This is a genomic window from Candidatus Accumulibacter propinquus, from assembly GCF_056856495.1.
The window spans coordinates 418,404-441,438 of record NZ_JBSEHC010000006.1 but is presented as its reverse complement, the minus strand read 5'-3'; the positions used below and the strand labels follow the sequence as shown (position 1 = coordinate 441,438).

Here is a 23,035-nt window from a genome sequence, read left to right as displayed (position 1 = left end):
CGCGCGCAACGCGCGACACCAGCGTTACTGCACGGCGGTGGCGTGCAAGGCAACCAGCAAGCGGGCCAGCCAAGCGAACTGGCTGGCCAAGCCGGAGAACCGGGACTACCACCGGGGACCGGAATCGGTGGCCCGGGTCAAGGCGTGGCGGGCAGCCCATCCCGGGTACAGCCGACGAACGCGGTTGCCGCCGGAGCCGGTACAAGACGACTGGATCACGGCGGCCGCTGCCGCAATCACCCCACCGCCAGCGTCAGAACCGACGCCGCCCGCACTGCCGGCGCAGACATCTTGTAACGCTCCGGCGGCACCGTTACAAGATCTCTTGAATGCGCAACCCATTGTTCTCGTGGGGCTAATTGCCCACATCTGGGGCAGTGCGTTACAAGAGGACATCGCCTCGGCCCTGTCGCGCTTGCTACAACTCGGGCTCGACATCCGAGGAGGAAACCATGAGTACGACCAAGCGGGTCTTGAACCCGGAACGCCTGCGCCAAGTGCCCGAGCATTTCAGCTGGCTCGACCACCGCCTGGTGCGGGAGCACACCATCGAGAAGGCTGACGTCTGTGCCTGGGCGCTGTATCTGTTTCTCGTCACCGCCGCCGATGCCCATGGCTTGAGCTATTACAGCGACGCGAGCCTGTCCCGGCGCCTGAAGCTGGACCTGCGACGGCTGGCCCAGGCCCGCCGGGAGCTCATCGCCCTCGACCTGATCGCCTACGACCCGCCGCTCACCCAAGTGCTCAGCCTGCCCGAGTCGGTGCCCGTTGCCGCCCGCATCGAGCGTCTGCATGCCATTCTTGGAGGGCGTCCATGATCGACTACGCGACCTGGGCCGCCATTGGCGATGGCGTTGCGAAACACCTGACTGCCGCCCAACTCGCGGTTTCGCTGGGCCTCGACGTCAAGACCGTACGCCACTGGATCGGACGCCCCTACGCGCCGCGGCAAGCGGTCCGCCGATCGAGCAAGCTCGATCCCTTCAAGGGCCGCATCGTCGGCTGGCTCGACGCCCATCCGCTGTCGGCGCAGCAAGTCTTTCAGCGGCTGTGCGACAACGGTTACGGCGGCGGCATCAGCATCGTCAAGGATTATGTGCGGGCCATCCGCCCGCGTCCGCGGGAAGCCTTTCTGACGCTCGCCTTTGCTCCGGGCGAGGCCGCCCAGGTCGACTGTCCCCTATGCCGAGCTCGGCATAGCCCCCAGTCCACCTGGGCCTGTTCGCCGGGCAGCGTCGAGAGCCGCAGGTACGCTTCGGCCTTCGGTCGCGGCCGGTGCAAGGCAACCAGATAACGAAAGTGATCGGGACGGCCGGGATAGCCGCGTTCCTTGACCATGACGTACAGCCGGCTGGCGGTCAGGGTCGGAAACTGCGCCAGGGTCTCGCGGACGAAGGGCAGATAGGGGTCGATGCGGGAAGCGCGAAGCGCGATACCGGCGCGTGGCAGACCCGCCTGTGTCAGTACACGCAGGACAGTGCCATGATCCTAAATTCCTCTGTTAACCCGCGGCAAGTGCGAGACTTGGGGGAGCCACAGGCGTAGGAGGAGATGCTTTCGGTCTAGCTTTCGGTCTAGCGTTGATGATTTTGTCGACGATGTAGCGGACAAGCGCCGGCCAGCGGCCAGCTTTTGGCAACTGAGGCGCACTTGCCAGAACATGGTCAGGACCCTTGCGGACATTGACGATCATCGCCTTGATTTGGTCCCCCGCCGCATGGGAGAGCGTGAGCAGCAAGCGAGACTGGCCGGCGTGCTCGGTCAGGCGGCCCACCCCGGCGAGCAACATCGGGCGACTGGTGATCGCTTCCAGGCGTGTCTTCGGATGCGCCAGGCGAACATACCAACTCCACCAGTTGTAGATCAGCGCCACCGCTCGCGCCGAGAGGTTGCAGCGCTCCAGGTCCTGCGTGGTGTAGCCGCCCCAGCCCCATTGATTTTTCAGTTCGTCGAAGCCATTTTCACAATCGGCCCGATCCCGATACAACTGGCCCATGGCTTCTGTCGAGTAGTCCGCGTTCGTGACCAGGACGGCGTATTCCCAGAGTTTGGCCCTCTCCGAATGGTCGAGGAACTGCAACTCGGGCTGGGTGCTCTCGTTGCTCGCTTCGGCGACCAGGCTGGACTTGACGCGTCGCCGTAGCACCACAACACGCCGCGCGCGAGTCCAGCCCGCCAATTGGAGTTCGGCTTCCACCGCGTCAAAACCCTGGCCGACACCCTGCCAGTCGCTGCGCCGCCAGAGCCGCTCGATCAGGCGCTTGACCCCAGCCGTTTGCTTGAGCTTGAAGAGATAGCGCTGCCCTATCTCTTCCATCTCGGCCATCATGCCTTCATTGCCGAAGGCGATGTCGCCGCGCACCAGGACGGGACGTTCCTCAACAGCGAGTCGTTCGAGCAGCAGGCGTAGCCGGGGCCGGCTATATTTCCCGGCAATGGCTTTGCCGCCTTGCACTTCCACATCAAGCACCAAACGCAGATTGCCGATCCAGTAGGTGTGCAGTGTATGACTGGGCCGTCCCGGTTTCGTGGGGTTGTATCCGACCTCGGCGCCCGCCTGGTGGCCGTAGAGCAATTTGATGGTCGTGTCGACGTCGAGAATCCAGGGCGTACGGAGCGCTTCGCGGCTGCTCTCCGAAAGCGCCGTGTCCATCCATGCCGTACTCTTTGCCAGTTGCGCCGCCCGGGCAGCACGCGCTTCGCCGCGGCACGGCTTGGCTTGGTTCGGCGCCAGATGCGCCAGGGCGCGGCGCAGACTTTCATCGCTGATGATCTTGTTCATGCCGAGAATCTGCGGCGCGACCTCGTCGCCGCGTAGCCCGGTCACATGCGCATAGCGCCGCTGGCCATCCAGTATCGACAACATCCAGGTGCCGAGAACGTCGACCGACTCGGGTGCGTTGGAGCTGGTGTAGGCCATCGGACACCCCCCCAGCCAACGGGTGAATAGGCCCGAGACTTCGAGGAATTCGGCAAAGAACGGCAACTGCCCCAGGGCCGTGGCACTTCCCCCTTCGTCCCAGCGAACGTGGAATCGCCCACCAAGCGTCGCCACACGCATCTCCAGCGCCGTCTGCTCGATCTCTTGCAAGGCACCATCCACCGCCTTGACCAGCTCTTTTCGCTCGAAATCCAACTCACCCATTGGGTGACCCTCCCGATTCGCCGGAAACCCTCACCAGCACTCAGTTTGCAGCAATTCTTGCTCTTTCAACTGAGGAAAATAGGATGATGGACGCACAGCTGGGTGGCGATGGTGCCGATGCGCCAGCGCTCGGCAGGGTAGTAGCGCAGAATCTGTGCTTGCGTTTCAGGGGAAATGGTCAACTCGGGTTCCTCTTCAATCAGGTGAGATGGCGGATGGAACCCGGCAGCTACCCAGGAAGCCCTGCCTGAGCAAGCCCGAACAGCGCGTACCGCAGAAATGGCAGCGCGCCGCCCGGAGCGTGGCCGGCAACCCTGCTGCCGCCGGTTCCCGGCCCACCGCCGAGTTCGCCGCCAGTAGATCACTTTGTGCCGGTGGCATAGAACCCTGATGCGTCACATTCTGCCGGCGCAGCCGGTAACGGCGGCTTCTTTCGGCATGCTTGAGGCGGCCTCTTCGGCTCTTCTGGTAGCGGTGGCCGGCTTCCTGGACGGAAGCGCGGCGTGCAGCCTGCGCGCAGCCAGCGGCGCAATAGATCTGGCCCCGGTCGCAGCGGCTGAAGACGACGCCTGGGTTCGGCAGCGATGGCACAGGAAGTGTCGGCCGGTGGCTTCCATTGGCGGTTCCCGTCACGCCAATGAGCTATCGACAGGAAGAGGCCGCTCGTGAAATACCCTCCCTGCACCCGTGCCCAGCACGGTGTGGGGCACGGCATCGGTGTCAACTTTGCGGGTTTGGCCGGTGTCGTGCTCGTTCTATGGCATAATTCTATGAATATCAGCAAATTTTGCTTGCAAGGATATGATGAAAGGTACCATGTTATCCGAGAGTGGAAGCCTTGGGCTGGGCCTCGAGCCCGTTGACGATAGTCGGATCGTCGAACCGGAGCGTGTGCTCCGCGCGCGCAAGGTACTGACCTTCGACGCATTCCGAGACAGCACCGTGGAACGTTTGGAACTGGCAGCCGTGAGCAGCACCGGCAGAGTTCGGATTTCCGAGGGTAAGCTCGTCACCACGTTCAGCAATGAAGGGACGCACTGGCTGAGGCTTCCGGTGGGCCGGCCATTCCAAGGCAATGGCTTCAGCGCGCGTCTCCTGGTCAGCGGCTTTGAGTCACTGGACCAGTTGCTCTTCGGCTTCGTGCTCGACGGGACGCTACGCCGCATTACGGTACCCAACCTGTGGCAAGAGCGCTGGGTCGACGTCTCGTTCGGTCTGGCTGACCTGAGCTTCAGAATTCGCAATGGCTGGGAGAGGATCCCAAGCGGCCAACTGAGCGAGCTGCATCTGCATTTTACCGGGCGGTCGAAGACTGGCGTGGTGCACGTAACGATTGAACAGCTCGAGGTGTGGGAAGAGCAAGAGCACGACTTCTACCTCGAAGTCGACGGCCGATCCACCACCTTCTCAGTCTTTCGACAGCAGCCAAACTTCGCTGCACGGCTGAGTCCAATGCGGCCCGAGCTGTTGGCGGCACTCGCTGCCTATTTCGAGCGCTTCCATGCCGGGGCTGATGCACAGGCCGAAGCGTTCATGACCCAAGGCCTTTTGCCATCCTTCAATGCGAGCCTGCCGTGGCCGTTCGACGCCTCGCTACCGCCGGATCTGGCCAAGGAGAATATTTACCGTTGGTCTTGGCACTGCTTGCACGCCGTACCGGTCTTGCTGCAGCGCGCGGAGCGTACCGGCGACGTGGCACCGATCTTCGCCGCGCGCGAGCTCGTGACCTGCTGGCTCGATCGCAGCTACTATCAGGTCGATAGCGACAGCAAATACTGCTGGTACGACCAAGGCACTGGCGATCGGATATTGGCGCTGATCCTGATTTGGGATCGTGGACTCAGACTTGGCTTCGATCAACGCTTCATGACCCGTGTTCTGGAGGCGATCTCGCGACACATGCAGCTGCTCGGCAGTGAAGCCTTCTACGCTTCGGACCAAAAGACGCGCTATAACAATCACTCGGTATTTCAGGACTTTTCGCTGATGCTCGCAGCCCTCGGCGTGCCTGAGCTGGCGGGAGCCCGGCGCTACTTTGAGCTGGCCGTTGCCCGGGTTACCGACCAGGTGGAGCGTTTGCTCGTGGAGGATGGCGACTGCGCCGTGTTGATCGAGAATTCGGTCAAATATCACTTCGGCGTACAATTGCTGGTCGAGTTCGCGGACAACCTGATCCGACTCGGGAAGAGCGAGTCACACATTATGAGGCTCGCGCCTGCCATGCGCCGCTTCGCCGAACTCGCGACCTACCCGGACGGGCGCCTGCCGGGGCTAGGAGATAGCGCGCGCGTCGCGAACAGCGGCGTGCCTGCTAGGGCGATTGAGATCCCGAACGCGTTGCCTGAGCTCACACTTTTGCCCAAGGCCGGGCACGTTTTCGTGCGAGGCCAGCATGACAGGCGAGCCTTCATGCTGACCTTGAACGCTACCTCGCTCGTCGAGACGCATAAACACGAGGACAACCTTTCTTTCACGTTGTTCTTTGACGGCATCGAATGGTTGATCGACCCCGGCTTTCGGTCCTACGAGCCGAGCGACCCAATTTCGAACTACTTGCGTGGAGCCGCCGCGCACAATGCGGTCTCGCTGCTGGGGCTAGCGTATTCACTGGCTCCCGGCGTCGCTCGCTTGCACGCCACCCGCAGCGCGGCCAACTTCGTACTTGAAGGCCAGCACGACGCTTACTCGGAAGCGCGCATCGAGCGGGTCGTGCGCGGGCGTTTCGATACCCTCACCCTGGAATTCGTCGAGCGCGTGCTGCCTAGGGCCAACGGCATCGAGCTAGAGGCGCGCCTGATGCTTCATTGCGGCGATGGCGTGGTAGCGTCGTTGGACGGCGCCGATCTGGTGCTTCGGCACCCGGCCTCGACCTTCGAGTTGCGGCTGGACCTTCCAACTACTCGAACCCTCACCTACCACGGACAATTTCAAGACGGCGAGCCGCGCGGTTTCACCGGCTTAGGCTGGATGGAACATGCTTCGATTACGACCATCGAGTGCGTGCTCGAGCGCGCGGTCGACGCACACTGGAAACTCAGGGCAATCGCTTGCTTAGATGAGCCACTTGCAAAACACGCCCTGCAAGGCTGATTTTTCGCGGCTGGGGGCGAGAGCTGAGGGTGCGGGCGGCCACTTCTGGCATGCTACGGTTATCGAGACCAACATCATAACGCCCGCCCAATGGATACTACCCAACCGCAACGGATCAAGCAACGGTGGTTCGTGATTCAGCACGCGTTGTTGCCGGAGTTGGCGGAGCAATGCGGTTCGCTGACGCCGAAACTGGAGAAGGTGGTTCACACGCTGGAATGGGTACGCATTGAGGAATTCACGGGGACATCGTGGTGCGGGGTGGGACGTCCGCCCTTCGAGCGAGCGTGGCTGGCGAACGGCTTTGTAGCCAAGGCGGTATTGGGGTTGGCGACGACGGTGGGGCTGATAGAACGGCTGACGATCGACCGTGCGTTGCGCCGCATCTGCGGTTTCCCGCGGGGCAAGAGACTGCCTTCCGAAACCACCTTCTCGCGCGCCTTCGACGAGTTTGCCGAAGCCGGCTTGGGCCAACGCGTGCATGAAGCCCTGATCAAGGAACATCTCGGGGATCAACTGATCGGGCATCTCAGTCGTGACGGCACGGCCATCGAAGCCCGCGAATCCCCCGCTCGGAAGGAGACGCCGGCGGCGGAAGCGGCGGCCACAGCCCCATCCGCCCTGTGGTCGGAAGAACAGAGCGCTGCCGAAACGACGGTGCCTGAAACGCCAGCACCGGCCAGAAAACGCGGCCGCCCGCGGCGCGGCGAAATGCGTCCGGCAGCGAAAGCGTCCCCGATCCAGCGCCAACGCGGGCAAACGTTGGCGCAAATGCTCGATCAGATTCCAACGGAGTGTGATCGCGGCACGAAGTGCAATGCCCAAGGCTACAAGAACAGTTGGAGCGGCTACAAGCTGCATCTCGACACCGCCGACTGTGGCGTGCCGATTGCGGCGCTGCTCTCCAGCGCCTCGATGCACGACAGCCTGGCTGCCATTCCCCTGTCGCTGATCAGCGCCGAGCGGGTGACCAACCTCTACGATCTGATGGATGCCGCCTATTGCAGCAGCGAGTTGCGTGACCACAGCCGGAGTCTCGGCCATGTGCCCCTGATCGATCACAATCCACGCCGTGGCACGAAGATCGAATTCTCCCCGGCTGAGGCGATCCGCTATAACGAGCGGACCGCCGCCGAGCGCAGCAACGCGCGGCTCAAGGACGAATTCGGCGGCAAGACCCTCAGAGTCCGGGGCGATACCAAAGTGATGGCCCACCTGATGTTCGGCATCTTGGCGCTGTCCGCTGACCAGTTGATGCGATTACGACAATAACCCCCAGCGTTCCCTCTCCGACCGCTGTGCATTCGTGGAATGCAGGAGAGGGTTCGCACCGAACGATGAAAACCATGTCATCAGGTTAGGGCGTGTCATCAATTGAGCCAGACGATAGAGGCAGCCAAATAAATGGCGCCCAGGAAATTGCGGGCAGTTTTGTCGTAACGGGTGGCGATGGCACGGAACTGCTTGAGCTTGGCGAAAAAATTTTCGATCAGATGGCGAGCCTGGTACAGATGTCTGTCACAGTGGCGCTGGATCAGGTTGGTGCTGCGCGGAGGGATCACGACCTGTTTCCCTGCCTTTTCCAGCGGCTCAACCAGACGCTCCTGTGCGTCATAGGCTTTGTCCGCCAGGACGGCATCAGCCGGGGAGTTCGCCAGCAAGACATCGGCGCCGACGAGATCGTGGGTTTGTCCGGGGGTGAGGTGAAACCCTGTCGGATTGCCCAAGGCATCCAGCGTGGCGAGGATCTTCGTACTCAGTCCGCCGCGGCTACGTCCGATGGCTTGGCATACTCCAGGCACCTTCTTGATGGCTCCGGCACTGTGCTGGTGAGCACGAACGATAGAGGAATCAATCATGACCCACTCGTTGTCCGCATCTTGCGCCAATCGTCTGAATACGCCCTCCCAGACCCCAGACTTGCTCCAGCGAGAGAGCCGGGTGTGCACCACGCGGAAGTCCCCGAAACGCTTGGGCAGGTCGCGCCACGGCATGCCTGTTCGAGTTCGGTACAGCACCGCTTCTACAAACAAGCGGTTGTCTACGGCGGTGACCCCAACGTGCCCAACACGCCCAGGCAACAGATCTTTGATGCGTTCCCATTGGTCGTCTCTCAGTGCGTGCCGCTCTTTCATCGCTTCACCATTCGTCGGTCCGACAGCGCTCAACGCGCATGACCCAGCATAATTTATCTTCCCGTGATGAGCCCACTCGACTTCAACGCCGCCAACCCCATGCGTACCGCCGACTCCGACGAGCCTGAAACCCTGTTCAAGGCTGTCCAGGCGCTGTCCTGCTGGGATGAACGCAGTCTGCACTGGACCGACGTGATCGTCACCGAGTGGGTTGCCGATGCCCTGGCATCGCTAGGCAACCGCGAAGGTTGGGCCGAGTTGCACAGTCTGCTGGAGCGAATCCAGGTCTTCCAGCCCGTCAGCCATCAGCCAGACACGCTGCAGCCTGCCGTCGAAGGCCATTACTACCGCTGGGACGCCATGGCCGACCTCCTGGCTGCCCGCGCCCATCGGCATGACAGCCACGACCCGCAGGCAGTGGCCGCACGCACGCACATGGACAAGCTCAAGCAAGCACTGCACCAGCACGGCCGGAACCTGGCGGTCAGCGACTTGCCGGAATTGCTTGGCCTGCCCAGATCGCGGATCAGTCAATTGCTCTCATTGGCCGAGGCCGCCGGCTTGATCGAACGTATCAAGGAAGGAGGCAAGCGGCGGCTCAATCCGTCCGGAATCTGGAGCTTGCAGGCGGAAGGAGCGGCGGCACGGGATGGTGGCTCGACGAGCGAACACCAGCCCGCCAGCAGCAGCCAGGCGCAGGCCCTAGCACCGCAGCGGTCCAGGGAAGGTCGCGGGGCGAGTTGCTTGTTCGCGAAAGCCGCCTGATGTCCCTCACCGCCACCTTCTACAGCTACAAGGGTGGCGTTGGCCGTACACTGCTGGCGGCGAACATGGCCGTGTTGCTCGCCCGCCATGGTCGGACGCTGCTCTGCGACTTCGACCTTGAAGCACCCGGCCTGCACCGAATCGGTGACCTCGCGCCCTCGCGCCCCAATCAACGCGGACTTTTCGAGTGGCTGTATGACTGGCAGGAGAAGCGGCATTTCGACCAGCCGAACCTGCGCGATCTGGATCGGCTGGCCACTGCCATCCTACCTGCAGAAAAGCAGGAGCGCCTGTTCATCCTGCCCGCGCATGGCACCCGCGCCAACGCCGCCAAACTGTACCAGAGCATCGACTGGCCGCATTTTCTCGCCGACAACCCGGACCTGGGCCTCGGCCTCCTGCGTGATGTACTGCGGCACCTGCGTGAGAAGCACCATTTTCGTTACCTCCTGCTCGACGCCCGCACCGGCATCACCGACATCGGCGGTTTTCTCGCCGCCCTGTTACCCGACGTCACCGTCCTCGTCGGCAACTACGGCGCGCAGAATACCGGCGGCTTGAAGGGCGTCTGGGAAGGGCTCAAGTCGCACGCCGACGACGCACGGCGCGGCAACGGAGGACTACGCCGACCTCTGCAGATCCGGCTCGTGGCCTCGCCAATCCCCGACGAAGGAGCGGACATTCGCAGCCGTCTCAAGCAGATATGGGAGAAGGACTTCGAACTCGCCGCCGGCAGCCTGATCGAAATCCCCGAACGCAGCGACCTGCGCCGCACCGAAGCGCTCCTGACACTCAACGAAAGCGATTCCCCGATCGTCGGCAAATACCACGAATTGGCGTGCGCACTGCTCACCATCGAAAGCGACATCGAAGACGACAATGCTGCCGAAGCGCTGGCCGTCAGGCAGCGTCGCGACCTCTTCGATCCCGCCGATCCGCGCCTGCGCACCGCGCAGGGCAAGGGCTTCGAAGAGCGCGTCGCCGACCTGTTGCGCATGCTCGGCTACCGCGTCGAAGCCGAGCAGACGCTGGACGGCAACCGGGTGGACCTCGTCGCCACGCTCAAGCAGGGCCTCGACGAAACCGCCTACCTCGTCGAATGCAAGGACCACAAGGACGCCGTCGGCACCGCTGTCGTCGATACGCTCGACAGCTGGTTGCGCCGACCCAGGGCCGTCGCCCTGCAGGCCAGGGGAATGATCGTCGGCCGCCGCTTCAGCCCACAGGCGCTCGAAGCCGCCAAGGGTTGCGGCATCCGCTGCTTCACGCCCGAAGACCTCGAACGTGCGTTGCTCGATTTCTCACCCTACCTCAACCGCCTGATCGCCGACTTCGCGCACAGCGCGCTGGCGCAGTACTACGTGCCGCAGCAGATACAGACTGAAAAGGACGAACAAACCGTCGACCTCCTCACCTACGCGCTGGCCTGGGCCGGCGGCGAGGGCAACCGCCTGTGGGTGCTGCTGGGCGACTATGGCACCGGCAAGACAGCGTTCACCCGACGCTTCGCCTACGAACTGGCGCAACAGGCGCTGGGAAGGAGCAGCGCCGAAGTCCCGCTGCCGCTGCTGATCAATCTGCGCGACTTTCCCAACAAGACCAGCCTCGGTGACCTCCTGCACGAACACTGGCATCGGCAGACCGGCGAGCGCCGCGACCCGGCAATCTTCCTGCACCTGCAGGCACGTGGCCGGCTCATCCTGCTCCTCGACAGCTTCGACGAAATGGGCATCAGCCAGGCACACCGCAACGTCGTCGAGCAATTCCGCATGCTCGCCCAGCCCACCGGCAGCGGCGGCGACAACAACCGCGCCAACCGCGTGCTGCTCACCTGCCGCGAACAGTTTTTCCGCGAGCAGGGCGAAGCGCTGCAGGCTGTCCGCGGCCAGACCGATCGACTGGCAGCCCTCGAACAGGCAGCGCGCGGCTTCGACGGCGCGATCGACCTGCTGCCACGCTTTTCCGACGGGCAAATCCGCGAGTACCTGCACAAGCGACTCGGCGCCGACGCAGGCCGGCGGGCGTGGACCGCGATCGACCGGCTCTACAACCTCAAGAGCCTGGCCGACCGCCCGCAATTGCTGGAAATGATCATCGAATCGCTACCCGACCTGCTGCGTGAGGGGCAGACGGTGTCGCCGGGGGCGCTCTACCTGCGCTACACCAATCGCTGGCTGGAGGACCCGGCCATTCGTCCAGCCGACCGGCAAAGCAGTAGCACAGAACTGCGCGGGGTTCTCGAAGCACTGGCGGTGGAACTCTGGCGCCGCGACGGCCAGCGCATCCACCACGCCGACCTCTACCAGTTGATCAGTCAGCGTGGTGAGTTGCGCGGCCGCCACGACCCGATCGTTCTCGACGTCGAACTGCGCACCGCGGCTTTTCTCTCGCGCACGCCGGACGGCTACTACGGCTTTTCTCACCGCAGCTTCCTTGAATTCTTCTACGCCCGCGCGCTGCTGCAGGCTCTGCACGCGGCAGCCAGCCCGCAAGCGGCAGCGCTGGCACTCGGCGGGCTATTGGCCGCGCCGCGCCCCAGCCGCGAACTTGCCGAATTCTTCGCCGACCTGCTCGCGGCGTCGCCACCGCTACCCGAGCGTTCCTTCATCGAACAAGCCGTCACTCGGATTCTTGCCGATCCGAGCGCGGCACCGACTACACGCCGCAACGCCTACCTGCTGAGCTACTGGGTCAGCCGCAGGCAAGCCGACGAAGACGTGGCGACCGCACACAGCGCGTGGCTGCCGCAAGCACCGCAACGCCTCGAACTCGCCGGTTGCCGCTGCAACGATCTGGCTCTACCGAGTGCGTTGCTCGCTGACGCCAATCTCGCCGACAGCACCTGGGACCGCAGTGACTTGAGCGACGCCGATCTGCGCGGCGCTGGCGCGGGGGGCGCAAGCTTCACCGCTTGCCGGCTGAGAAACGTCACTTTGGCCGCCGCCCGGATCGAAGGCACTTGCTTCAACGACGCCGACGCCGACGGCGCCGATCTGACCGGCGCCAGAGCGGCCGGATCGCAATGGATCGCTGCGCGGCTGACCGGCGCCCGGCTCACCGATGCCGACTTCTCGGGAGCCGACCTGCGCGGCGCAAGACTGGCGGGCTGCCGCGGCGTTCCCGAACTCGCCGGGGCGCGGCTCGAAGGCGCGACCGCGCCGGGTGCCAAGCATCCGGATCTGCCGCGCATGCCAGCCACCACCCTTGTACGCTTCGCGCCATGGCTACACCAAGGCCACAACACCGGCATCAGCAGCGTTGTCTATTCCCCCGACGGCAGCCGACTGCTCTCCGGCAGCCACGACAACACTCTGCGGCTCTGGGACATCGAGACTGGGCAGGAAATCCGTGCTTTCGCTGGCCATCAGGCATCGGTTTCGAGCGTCGCCTTTTCTCCTGATGGCACCCGCATGCTCTCCGGTAGCTATGACCGTACGCTGCGCCTCTGGGACGCAGCATCGGGGCATCAAATCCGCGTTTTTTCAGGCCATCGTTATGCCGTGTGGAGCGTGGCCTTTTCTCCCGACGGCCGCAGCCTGCTCTCCGGCAGCCTCGACCACACGATGCGCCTCTGGAACGCCAAATCTGGGCAAGAAATTCGGGTTTTCGACGGCCATAAGAGTCGTGTGTCAAGCGTTGCCTTTTCTCCCAATGGTCGCCACCTGCTCTCCGGGGGCGAGGACCGAGCGTTGCGCCTATGGGATGAGAAATCAGGCCGGGAAATTCGCGCGTTCCTCGGCCATCAGGGTTCAATATGGAGCGTCGCCTTTTCGCCCGATGGCCGCCGCATCCTCTCCGGAAGTGCCGACAAGACTCTACGCCTCTGGGACGTCGAATCGGGCCAGGAAATCCGAGCATTCTCCGGCCATCAAGCTCCAGTGTGGAGCGTCGCATTTTCACCAGATGGCCACCGTCTGCTCTCAGGCAGCCATGACAGTACGGTCCGACTATGGGATCCCGACTCTGGTCAGGAAATCCGCATTTTCTCAACCCCAAGCCCCAAAGACGCTCAGGTTCCGGCCTTGGGCATTGCCTTTTCTCCAGACGGTCGTAGCATCCTATCGGGCGATATCCTTGGTACGCTACGTATATGGGATGCCGAATCTGGACAGGAGGTCCAAACTTTCTCCGCTAAACAGCTTATGGTTTTGAGCGTCGCGTTTTCGCCCGATGGCAGCCGCCTGCTCTCCGGTAGTCTCGACAATGCGCTGCACCTCTGGGATGCCAAATCGGGAATGAAAGTCCGTAGTTTTTTTGGGCTTTCAACTCCAGTATCAAGCGTAGCTTTCTCTCCAGATGGCCAGCACGTGCTTTCCGGAAGCGACAAGATGCGTCTTTGGGGCACGGAGTCTGGTCGTGAAACTCTTGCCTTCGCGGGTCTTCAAGCACCAGTATCGAGCGTTGCCTTTTCGCCCGATGGCCGCTGGCTACTCTCCGGCAGCAACGAAAATACGTTACGGCTTTGGGATGCGGAATCCGGTCGTGAAATCCGCACGTTCAGTGGCCATCAAGCTCCAGTATTGAGCGTCGCATTTTCACGCGATGGCTGCCGCCTGCTCTCCGGCAGCAACGACAATACGCTCCGTCTCTGGGATACGGAGTCGGGCAAAGAAATCCGCACCCTCATTGGCCACCAATCGTCGGTATCGAGCGTCGCTTTTTCGCCTGACGACCGCCACTTACTCTCCGGCAGCGCTGACAATACCCTGCGGCTCTGGGATGCCGAGTCGGGCCACGCAATCCGGGATTTCGCCGGCCACCAGGCTTGGGTGAGAAGCGTCGCCTTTTCTCCCGATGGCCGTCGTCTTCTCTCCGGCAGCGGCGACAATACGCTGCGCCTTTGGGATGTGGCATCGGGGAAGCAAATCCGCGCGCTCACCGGACATCAGGCGATAGTGTTCAGCATCGCATTTTCTCCCGATGGCAGCCTTCTGCTCTCAGGCAGTGCCGATAATACCATACGCCTCTGGGACGCAGAATCCGGCCGGCAATTGCGCTGGTGCTGGGCCAACGGCGACCAATGGTTCACGCTCGACATGGCTTCTTTCCAGCCAATGGCGCGTTTCGCCGACCTCCAGAAACCCATGCTCCGCGGTCATGGTCCGGTCCCGCTGGCCTTCGTCGAGCCCATCGATCACATTCCACCGGCCCCGTGGATTCCCCGCCACTGGCTCGCCGACGACCTGCCGGAATTGTGGTTTCCCGAATCCTGAAGCTCGTGCGCGTCCTGGCCAGCCCGCCCTAGCGCATGTCCCTGGCGAGTTCCTCGAGCGCATCGGTGAACTCGAGCATCCACTCCAGGGCCTCGATCTGGTATCGGTTGACGATGTCCATGTCGAGTCCGCAGCCCGTTGCCAGCGTCTCGATCGACATTTGCTCACCGTTCTCGCAGGCGAGCGCCAGTTCGTAATAAGGGGCGTAGCTGCCGCGGCGAAAGAGCAGCGCCTGGCTCACCTCCGGCGACAGGGCGAACTTCTCCAGCGCATAAGGCATGGGCATGCCGAAGAGCTTGTCGATCATCGACAGCACGCCGACGACGAAAAGCTGGCTGCACGCCTTCGCCGGCAGCCGCCCGGCGGCGGCCAGTTCCATGAAGCGACCGCGGACCAGTGCGGTTTCGCGCCAGGCGTATTCCATCGGGTGCCGGTCTTCGGCGCGCTGGCTGGAAAAGAGCAGCAGCGTCACCCAGCGGTAGAGTTCGTCGTAGCCAAGGTAGGCGATGCCCTGCTTGAGGTCGCTGATCGGCGTGCGCAGGCGCATCGCCGGCGAGTTGACGACGCGCAACAGGCGCAGGACCAGCGTCGGGTCGATCCAGGCCCTTTCCGCCAGCACGGCAGCGCTGGCCTGCGCGCGGATGGCGTTGAGCAATTCCATCGCCGCCGCCTTGTAGGGAGGCAGATCGATGTCTACCGGCGCCTCCTCGCTGCAGCGGATGAAATCGCCGTGGAAATGCGTGAAGCGGATTTGCCGGCACGCCTGGTACATCTCCATGAAAGCGATGTTCATCGCCAGCAACGGCTGTTGCTGGCGATGGGTGGCCAGCCGCCGCTGCACGTCGAGGAGTTCAGGCGGCGCCATCCGGCCGACGTCCACGGTGACATAATCCGCCAGCAGCCCGGCCTTTTCGTCGCCGTCGAGCAGTTCGTGGGCGCAGGCCAGCGCGAAGCCCATGGCGCGCAGGCGCTGCATGCCGTCGGCCAGCGTGCCCGGCGATCCGGGACGGCCTTCCTCGTGCCAGGCAATCTGCAACACGACGTTCTGCCGCGGCAGGCTGTGCAGCGCCGGATGTTCGACAATGCCGCTCCCCACCGGCAGGAATACCCGACGTTGCGCCAGCAGCGCTTCCAGCCTGGCCTGCGCGAACTGCCGCAACAGGACATCCTCGAACAGCTTGCGCGAGGGAACTTGCCACGGGCAGGCACGCAAGGCACGGTGCACGTCGACGCTCAGCTCGTGCGCGACCACACGTTGCCCGCGGTCGAGTATCGGCCGGTGGCACAGGTACGTCTGGCCGGCGTCCGCAGCCGCGACCGCCGCCGCGACCGCCGCCGGCCGCACCTCGGCCAGCTTGTTCGCTGCCCTGGGGCGGAAAAGGGACAGCAGGGCTTTGAACATCGGTTTCCCCTTGTTGGTGCCTCGTGCTCGTCGCCGGCCGGGACGCATCCCCGCCGGCCGTTCGATCCGCGCGGCACGACCGACAACGGTGGGCTATTGCTGCTCGTCCACCTGCTGGGCGAGGAGGCGCTGCATCAGCGCGAAAAAGCGGTCGTAGAAGGGCCCGGCGGGAATCGTTTCGCTGGCCACCTTGACCAGCGAATCCTCGCTCGGCGTCAGCGGGATCGACACAGAGCCGAGCGCACTGACGCCGACGCTGGCCGAATTCGAACTCTTCTTGAGCGCATAGCGGTCCTGGATGGCGCTGACATAGGCCGTGGCCAGCTTGCCCTGGCTGCCCTCCGGGGCGCAGACGACGTTGAACGCGATCTGGACATGCACCTCGCCATCGGGCTGAAAATGCTTGCTGGCGGCAATGGCGTCGGGCCTGACCGTGGTCAGCAGGTAGCCCTGGCTGAGCAGCGCACGCCGCGCGGCCTCGCAGGTCGCATCGACGCCGGCGTCGAACAGGCGCGAGAAGGTCTCACCGGCTTCGAAGCGTTCGTTCTGGTAGACCGCCACCCGGCTGCCCGGCGTGCTGCCGCAGGCGGCCAGCAGGCCGAGCAAGACCGCGGCCAGCAGCGGGGGCGCGCCGATGCACGCCCTGCCCCGCCAGATCTTCCGCTCCCGCATGCCGTCCGCCAGACCCGACGTCAATGCGCCTGGTCCCAGTTGGTGCCGACACCGACGTCGACCACCAACGGCACGCGCAGGCGGGTCAGTTCGGTCATCAGACGCGGCAGTTCGCTGCGCACGCGCGCCAGTTCGTCGTCGGGGACTTCGAGCACGAGTTCGTCATGCACCTGCATCAGCAGGCGCGTCCGCAGTGACTCGGCGTCGAGCCAGCCCTGCACGACGATCATCGCCGACTTGATCAGGTCGGCCGCCGAACCCTGCATCGGCGCGTTGATTGCCGCCCGTTCGGCGCCCTGGCGACGCGCGGCCTGGCTCGAACGAATCTCGGGAAGCCACAGGCGACGGCCGAAAACGGTTTCGACATGGCCCTGGGTCCTGGCCGTCTCGCGCGTTCTTGCCATGTAGCCGGCAACGCCGGGGTAGCGCGCGAAATAGCGCTCGATGTAGGCTTGCGCCGCGCCGCGTTCGAGATCGAGTTGCCGCGCCAGGCCGAATGCGCTCATGCCGTAGATCAGGCCGAAGTTGATGACCTTGGCGACGCGCCGTTGATCGGGGCCAACCTCTGCCGGCTGAACGCCGAAGATCTCCGCCGCCGTCGCCCGGTGCACGTCCTCGCCCTGCGCGAAGGCTTCGAGCAGGCGCGCGTCCTCGGAGAGGTGGGCCATGATGCGCAGCTCGATCTGCGAGTAGTCCGCCGAGACGATGCTGCTGCCCGGCGGGGCGATGAACGCCGCGCGAATGCGCCGCCCTTCGGCGGTGCGCACCGGAATGTTCTGCAGGTTGGGATCGCTCGACGCCAGCCGGCCGGTCACCGCCACGGCCTGCGCATAGCTGGTATGCACGCGGCCGGTGCCGGGGTTCACCATTTTCGGCAGCTTGTCGGTATAGGTCCCCTTGAGCTTGGAAAGCTGCCGGGATTCGAGCAGGATCTTCGGCAGCGGATAGTCGAGCGCGAGTTCGGAGAGCACTTCCTCGTCGGTCGAGGGCGTCCCCGAGGGGGTCTTCTTTTTCACCGGCATGCCGAGCTTGTCGAACAGGATCTCGGCCAGTTGCTTCGGCGAGTTCACGTTGAACGGCTGCCCGGCCGCCGCGTGCGCGCGTGCTTCGAGTTCGAGCAGGCGCTTGCCGATTTCGTGGCTCTGCTGCGTCAGCAACTGCGCATCGATCAGCACACCGGTACGTTCCATGCGAAAAAGGATGTCGCGCACGGGGATTTCGATGTCCTCGTAGATACGGCTGAGACCGGCATCGGCGGCGATCTGCGGATAAAGCCGCTGCTGCAGGCGCAGACAGAGATCGGCGTCTTCGGCGGCGTACTCGGACGCCTGCTCGATCGCCACCTGGTCGAAGCCGATCTGGCCGGCACCCTTGCCGCACAGCGCCTCGTAGGGAATCGTCGCCAGCCCGAGATGGCGGGTCGCGAGTTGTCCCAGGTCATGTCCGCGCACGCCGTCCTTGCCGGATTCGAGGACATACGATTGCAGCAGGGTGTCGTGCCGCACGCCGGCCAGATGAATGCCGTGATTGGCCAGCACATGCTGGTCGTACTTCAGGTTCTGGCCGATCTTGGCGTGCGCCGCCGATTCCAGCCACGGCTTCAGCAGCGCCAGCACTTCATCGCGCGGCAGTTGCGGCGGCGCGCCCGGATAGGTGTGGGCGAGCGGCAGGTAGGCCGCCTCGCCGGGCGCGACCGCCAGCGACACACCGACGAGGCGCGCGGCGAAGGGGTCGAGGCTGGTGGTCTCGGTATCGAGCGCGGTCAGCGGACAGCGGCCGATCTTCTCCAGCCAGAGGTCGAGCATCGGTCGGTCAAGGATCGTTGCGTAGGCCGCTCGATGCGCGTCGTCGGCAGGCTGGTCGGCCGGCCCGCTGCCGATCGTCGCGGGAGAGGCCGCCGCCGGTGGCACCGCACCGCCCGCGTCACCCCCCTGCACTTCCCTGAGCCACGAACGCATCTCGTAATGCGCGAAGATTTCGATCAGACGCTGACGGTCGCGCGGGCGCGGCTGCAGATCGGTGGGCGCGTACGGCAGTTCGAGGTCGCGGCGGACGGTCACCAGGCGTCGCGCCAGCGGCAGGAAGTCGAGGGCGCGGCGCAGATTCTGCCCGACCACGCCACCGATGTCGGCGGCGGCGGCGATCACCCCGTCGAGAGAACCATACTGCGCGAGCCACTTGACGGCCGTCTTGGCGCCGACCTTGTCGACGCCGGGAACGTTGTCGACGGCGTCGCCGATCAGCGCCAGGTAATCGACGATACGCTCCGCCGGCACGCCGAACTTGCCGAGCACGCCGGCTTCGTCGAGCACCTCGTTGCTCATCGTGTTGATCAGGCTGACGTGCGGGCCGACCAGTTGCGCGAGATCCTTGTCGCCGGTCGACACCACCACCTGCACGCCCTGCGCCGCCGCCTGCGTCGTCAGCGTACCGATCACGTCGTCCGCCTCGACGCCGTCGCACATCAGCAGCGGCCAGCCGAGGGCCACGATGGCCGCGTGCAGGGGTTCGATCTGACGCACCATGTCCTCGGGCATCGGTGGGCGATTGGCCTTGTACTGCGGGTACCAGTCGTCACGAAAGGTCCGCCCCTTGGCGTCGAAGACGCAGCCCTTGTAGTCGATTCCCGACGCCTGGTAATCGCTTTCCAGTCGCCGCAGCATGTTCAGCACGCCATGGATCGCGCCGGTGGGCTCGTTCTGCGAGGTACGCAGGTCGGGCATGGCATGGAAGGCGCGGTAGAGGTAAGACGATCCGTCGACCAGCAGCAGGGTGGGCATAGGCGAGCAACACAGTTTTGACCGAGGGGAGGACCTTCCTGCCAGACCGCGACAGCGGCGGTCGAGCGCGGCGGGTGCTTCGTGTCCTGACGCCTATTATCGCAGAGTTCGCCAGGCCACCGCGTCGCCGTCGCGCCTTCGGGCAAGGGCAGCTCCTCAATCTGTACTACAATCGGCACTGACAGGTGAGATGCTCACTGATCGACCAATCACCCGGAAAACTGCTCATGCGCCGCCTTCAAGCCCTCCGCTCCGCCCTCGTACTCCTGGCCCTCGCTGCCGCGCCTGCCGTCGGCCAGCAGCGGTCGGATCTGCAGCCCTTGCCGGCGGTGCCGCCGCCACCGCCGGAGATGGCGCCCTTCGACGCGTCGCTGGAACCCGAGGTGACGATCACGAAGCGCGAAGGGGATACCGTCGAGGAGCACCGGATCAACGGCAAGCTGTACCGCATCAAGGTCACGCCCGAACACGGCGTTCCCTACTACCTGACCGACCGACAAGGCGACGGCAACTTCACTCAGGAAACGATGGGCACGCCCGACGTCAGCGTGCCGACCTGGGTCATCGGCACCTTCTGAACCCCAACCTTGCTGATGCCTTCTCGCCTGTCTGCCGGTCGCGCCGGTTCGCCATGTCGGTGTTCACCGAACTGAGCGCGGCGCAGGCGAGCGCCTGGCTGGAGGACTATGCGCTGGGCAATCTGGTGACGCTCACGGGTATTGCCGAAGGCGTGCAGAACTCGAACTTCTTTCTCGACACGACGCTGGGTCAGTACGTGCTGACGATTTTCGAGCAGCAACCCGGCGCGCAGCTTCCCTTCCACCTGCAACTGCTGGCGCACCTGTCCGCGCGTGAAATTCCCTGCCCGGCGCCGGTCGCCAACCGTCGCCACGAATACCTCGGCCAGCTCGCCGGCAAGCCCGCGGCGATCGTCAGCCGCCTGCCCGGAAGTTCCCGGAGCCTGCCGGAGATCAGCCACTGCGAGGCGATCGGCAGCATGCTGGCGCGGCTGCACCTCGCCGCAGAATCGTATCCCGAACCCCTCGCGCATCAGCGCCATACCGGCTGGTGCGCGCAGGTCGCCGCGCAGCTCGAACCCTGCCTCGAAGACGACGACGCCCGCCTGCTGCGCAACGAGCTCCGCCATCAGCAACGCTACCGGCCGGCGGACCTGCCACGCGGCGTAATCCACGCCGATCTGTTTCGCGACAACGTCCTGTTCGTGGGCGATCAAGTCAGCGGCCTGCTCGACTTCTATTTTGCCGGCGTCGACGACCTGCTGTTCGATCTGGCGGTCACGGTCAACGACTGGTGCACCACCGCCGACGGAGTGCTTGACGCGCAGCGCAGCGCCGCGCTGCTGGCCGCCTACGATCACTGCCGCCCGCTCCTGGCCGCCGAGCGGCGCGCCTGGCCGACGATGCTGCGTGCGGCGGCACTGCGATTCTGGATCTCCCGGCTGCAGGACCATCATCTGCCGCGGCCCGGCAGCCTGGTCATCCGGCGCGACCCCGACGCCTACCGGGCCATCCTGCTGGCCCACATCGCCAGCGACGCCAGCCAGGTGCGGCTTGCCACTTCCCGGCCCGGCGGCTGATCCGCCACCCTGCCCAGACACGAGCATACGCATGGAAAACTTCCCGATCCCCGCCCCCGGCTTCAACGGCGCCAGCCGCCGAACCGAGGTCGACAACGTCTTCAACTGGTTCCGGCAGGGCTGGGCGATCTTCATCGTCAATCCCGGCGCCTGGATAGCGATGATGGTGATCCTGATCGTCATCTACCTGGGCCTGGCGCTCGTCCCCTGGATCGGGCCACTCGCTTCGCATCTGCTGACCCCGGTCCTCGCGGCCGGGATGTTGCTCGCCTGCGAGAGGGCCGCCCGCCAGGAGGAGTTCGCCATCACCGACCTTTTCGCCGGTTTCCAGCACCACACCGGCAGCCTGGTGATGCTCGGCGTGCTGTACATGCTGGGCATGCTGGTCGTCTTCGTGCTGGCTTTCGTCTTCGTCGGCGGTGGCGTCGCCGGCGGCCTGCTGATCGGCAACCCGATCGGTGCCGGTGTCGCCCTCGGTGGCGTATTCCTGGCCGGACTGCTGTGGATGCTGCTGTCGCTGCCGATCGTCATGGCCATCTGGTTTGCGCCGGCGCTGGTGGTCTTCAACCGGCTGCAGCCGGTCGATGCCCTCAAGGCGAGCTTCCATGCCTGCCTCAAGAACACCCTCGTGTTCCTGGTCTACGGCCTGATCAGCCTGGTGCTGTGCTTCTTCGCCGCGCTGCCGCTGGGTCTCGGGTTCCTGGTCCTCGGACCGGTGCTCGCCGGCTCGGTGTATGCTTCCTATCGTGACATCTTCATTGGCGCCTGAGCGACCCTACGACAAACCATGCAAGCACTGACTCTTCCCGCCGCACAAGGCTGGCGCTGGCTGACCGACGGCTTCCGGATCTTCCGCAGGAATCATCTGATGCTGACCTTCCTGGTGGTCAGCTACTGGGTGTTGATGGCCCTGGTGAATGTCATTCCAGTGATCGGCACGATCGCCACGACGCTGTGCATCCCCGCTTTCTCGGTGAGCCTGATGAATGCCTGCCGCAGCATCGAGCGCGGCACGCCACTGGGTCCACAACTGCTGTTTTCCGGCTTTGCCAGCAACCTGCGCGCGCTGCTCACCCTCGGAGCGATCTATCTGGCCGCGGTGGTGGCGATTCTTGGCCTCTCGGCGCTGGCCGACGACGGCGCCCTGATGGCGATGATGCTGGCCGGCCAGAAGCCGGACGCCGAAACCGTCAGCAGCGGCAGCCTGCTGCTGGCGACCGAGATCGCGCTGGTCCTGCTGTGCCCGCTGATCATGGCCTACTGGTACGCGCCGGTCCTTGCCGGGTGGCACGGCCTGTCGCCCGCCAAGGCGCTGTTCTTCAGTTTCGTCGCCTGCCTGCGCAATTGGCGCCCCTTCCTGGTGTACTCCCTGGCCATCGGCGTCGTGGCCACGCTGGTACCGGGCATCGTGCTCGGCATTCTGGCGGCCCTGCTACCCAGCGGTGCCTCGCTGGTGCTGGTGTTGATGATGGTGCTGCTGATCCTGGTGCTCGCCCCGACGCTGTTCGCCAGCTTCTACGTCAGTTATCGCGACGTCTTCGTCAGCGCGGACGACGATGCCTGAGCAACCCGGCGAACGACCGCTGGGAATCTTCGGCGGCACCTTCGACCCGGTTCACTTCGGTCACTTGCGCCTGGCCGAGGAAGCCGCCGACAGTCTCGATCTGGCCGGCATCCGCTGGATTCCGGCCGGCCAGCCGGCGCTGCGCGAGGTCCCGCGGGTGACCGCCGGGCAACGCCTGGAGATGGTGCGCCTGGCCACTGCCGGCAACCCGCGCTTCAGCGTCGATGCGGCAGAAGTCGAAGCGGCCAGGCCAAGCTACAGCGTACCGACGCTCGAACGCCTGCGCCAGGCCGACGTGTGCGGTCGGCAGCGCCCGCTGGTGCTGCTGCTCGGTGCCGACGCCTTCAACGGCCTGCCGAAATGGCACCGCTGGCAAGCGCTGTTCGATCTGGCGCACCTTGCCGTCGCCCATCGCCCCGGCTTCGCCATCGACGCCGGGCAGCTGCCCACGTCGCTGGCGCGCTGCTACCACGACCGTTTCTGCGCCAGTCCGGCGCTGCTGACCGAGTCGCCGGCGGGACGCATCGTCACCTTTGCGATGACGCAACTCGCCATCTCGGCGACACGGATTCGCGCCCTCCTGGCCAGTGGCGGCAGTGCGCGCTACCTGCTGCCCGACACGGTGCTCACCTATATTCGCCAGCATGGCCTTTACCCGGAGTACTGAAGCCA

Annotated in this window: 16 protein-coding genes and 1 pseudogene; 11 read left to right on the top strand and 6 right to left on the bottom strand. The window is 64.6% G+C overall.

Annotation, left to right across the window (positions count from 1 at the left end; genetic code table 11):
* Window positions 1-452 precede the first annotated feature (452 nt).
* A complete protein-coding gene (locus tag AC15MQ_RS20255) occupies window positions 453-818 on the top strand; it encodes a hypothetical protein (RefSeq protein ID WP_324568620.1) in 366 nt (121 codons plus the stop codon).
* A complete protein-coding gene (locus tag AC15MQ_RS20250) occupies window positions 815-1,294 on the top strand; it encodes a hypothetical protein (protein ID WP_483081139.1) in 480 nt (159 codons plus the stop codon). Before AC15MQ_RS20255 ends, AC15MQ_RS20250 begins: the two co-directional genes overlap by 4 nt.
* Here AC15MQ_RS20250 and AC15MQ_RS20245 read toward each other — a convergent pair.
* Both AC15MQ_RS20245 and AC15MQ_RS20240 read right to left on the bottom strand, forming a co-directional pair.
* Window positions 1,201-1,479 (bottom strand): annotated as a pseudogene (locus AC15MQ_RS20245) (IS21 family transposase); the annotation flags it as partial. The gene AC15MQ_RS20250 and the pseudogene AC15MQ_RS20245 overlap by 94 nt on opposite strands.
* A gap of 22 nt (window positions 1,480-1,501) precedes the next feature.
* Window positions 1,502-3,145 carry a transposase gene (locus AC15MQ_RS20240; protein ID WP_483081138.1) on the bottom strand — a complete coding sequence of 548 codons (1,644 nt, stop codon included), beginning with the start codon at window positions 3,143-3,145 and terminating at the stop codon, window positions 1,502-1,504.
* Window positions 3,146-3,961: 816 nt separating this feature from the next.
* Between AC15MQ_RS20240 and AC15MQ_RS20235 the strand changes: the two genes are divergently transcribed.
* Together AC15MQ_RS20235 and AC15MQ_RS20230 are read left to right on the top strand one after the other, a co-directional pair.
* Entirely contained in the window at window positions 3,962-6,235 is a 2,274-nt protein-coding gene (locus tag AC15MQ_RS20235) for a heparinase II/III domain-containing protein (protein WP_483081137.1), read from the top strand.
* A 90-nt stretch (window positions 6,236-6,325) separates the two neighbouring features.
* Window positions 6,326-7,507, top strand: coding sequence for a transposase (locus AC15MQ_RS20230; RefSeq protein ID WP_483081136.1), 1,182 nt, complete (start codon window positions 6,326-6,328; stop codon window positions 7,505-7,507).
* 98 nt (window positions 7,508-7,605) lie between these two features.
* Here the strand turns inward: AC15MQ_RS20230 and AC15MQ_RS20225 are convergent, their stop codons facing one another.
* The gene (locus AC15MQ_RS20225) at window positions 7,606-8,370 is read right to left on the bottom strand and encodes an IS5 family transposase (protein WP_483081135.1); all 765 of its coding nucleotides are present in this window, start codon (window positions 8,368-8,370) and stop codon (window positions 7,606-7,608) included.
* Window positions 8,371-8,436: 66 nt separating this feature from the next.
* On the opposite strand from AC15MQ_RS20225, the gene AC15MQ_RS20220 reads away from it, so the two are divergent.
* Complete coding sequence (locus AC15MQ_RS20220; protein ID WP_483081134.1) at window positions 8,437-9,135, top strand: helix-turn-helix transcriptional regulator; 699 nt, start codon at window positions 8,437-8,439, stop codon at window positions 9,133-9,135.
* On the top strand, window positions 9,135-14,348 hold the full coding sequence (locus AC15MQ_RS20215) for a WD40 domain-containing protein (protein WP_483081133.1): 5,214 nt from the start codon (window positions 9,135-9,137) through the stop codon (window positions 14,346-14,348). Before AC15MQ_RS20220 ends, AC15MQ_RS20215 begins: the two co-directional genes overlap by 1 nt.
* A gap of 28 nt (window positions 14,349-14,376) precedes the next feature.
* Here the strand turns inward: AC15MQ_RS20215 and AC15MQ_RS20210 are convergent, their stop codons facing one another.
* The 3 genes from AC15MQ_RS20210 to polA all read right to left on the bottom strand — a co-directional run bounded on the left by AC15MQ_RS20210 (window position 14,377) and on the right by polA (window position 19,202).
* On the bottom strand, window positions 14,377-15,750 hold the full coding sequence (locus AC15MQ_RS20210) for an EAL and HDOD domain-containing protein (protein WP_483081132.1): 1,374 nt from the start codon (window positions 15,748-15,750) through the stop codon (window positions 14,377-14,379).
* Window positions 15,751-15,843: 93 nt separating this feature from the next.
* The gene (locus AC15MQ_RS20205) at window positions 15,844-16,422 is read right to left on the bottom strand and encodes a DUF2242 domain-containing protein (protein WP_483081131.1); all 579 of its coding nucleotides are present in this window, start codon (window positions 16,420-16,422) and stop codon (window positions 15,844-15,846) included.
* 20 nt (window positions 16,423-16,442) lie between these two features.
* The gene (polA, locus tag AC15MQ_RS20200) at window positions 16,443-19,202 is read right to left on the bottom strand and encodes a DNA polymerase I (RefSeq protein ID WP_483081130.1); all 2,760 of its coding nucleotides are present in this window, start codon (window positions 19,200-19,202) and stop codon (window positions 16,443-16,445) included.
* 227 nt (window positions 19,203-19,429) lie between these two features.
* Here polA and AC15MQ_RS20195 point away from each other — a divergent pair, with 227 nt between their 5' ends.
* The 5 genes from AC15MQ_RS20195 to nadD are packed head-to-tail and all read left to right on the top strand — an operon-like array spanning window position 19,430 to window position 23,030.
* The gene (locus AC15MQ_RS20195; protein WP_483081129.1) at window positions 19,430-19,780 is read left to right on the top strand and encodes a DUF2782 domain-containing protein; all 351 of its coding nucleotides are present in this window, start codon (window positions 19,430-19,432) and stop codon (window positions 19,778-19,780) included.
* Between the two features lie 53 nt (window positions 19,781-19,833).
* Window positions 19,834-20,799: a homoserine kinase gene (locus AC15MQ_RS20190; RefSeq protein ID WP_483081128.1), complete on the top strand. Its 966-nt coding sequence runs from the start codon at window positions 19,834-19,836 to the stop codon at window positions 20,797-20,799.
* Window positions 20,800-20,830: 31 nt separating this feature from the next.
* On the top strand, window positions 20,831-21,568 hold the full coding sequence (locus AC15MQ_RS20185) for a BPSS1780 family membrane protein (protein WP_350496292.1): 738 nt from the start codon (window positions 20,831-20,833) through the stop codon (window positions 21,566-21,568).
* Window positions 21,569-21,586: 18 nt separating this feature from the next.
* Window positions 21,587-22,363: a BPSS1780 family membrane protein gene (locus AC15MQ_RS20180; protein WP_483081127.1), complete on the top strand. Its 777-nt coding sequence runs from the start codon at window positions 21,587-21,589 to the stop codon at window positions 22,361-22,363.
* Window positions 22,356-23,030 (top strand): nicotinate-nucleotide adenylyltransferase, encoded by a 675-nt coding sequence (gene nadD / locus AC15MQ_RS20175; protein ID WP_287655407.1) that lies wholly within the window; start codon window positions 22,356-22,358, stop codon window positions 23,028-23,030. The genes AC15MQ_RS20180 and nadD overlap by 8 nt, the downstream gene beginning before the upstream one ends.
* The last annotated feature ends 5 nt before the right edge of the window (window positions 23,031-23,035 follow it).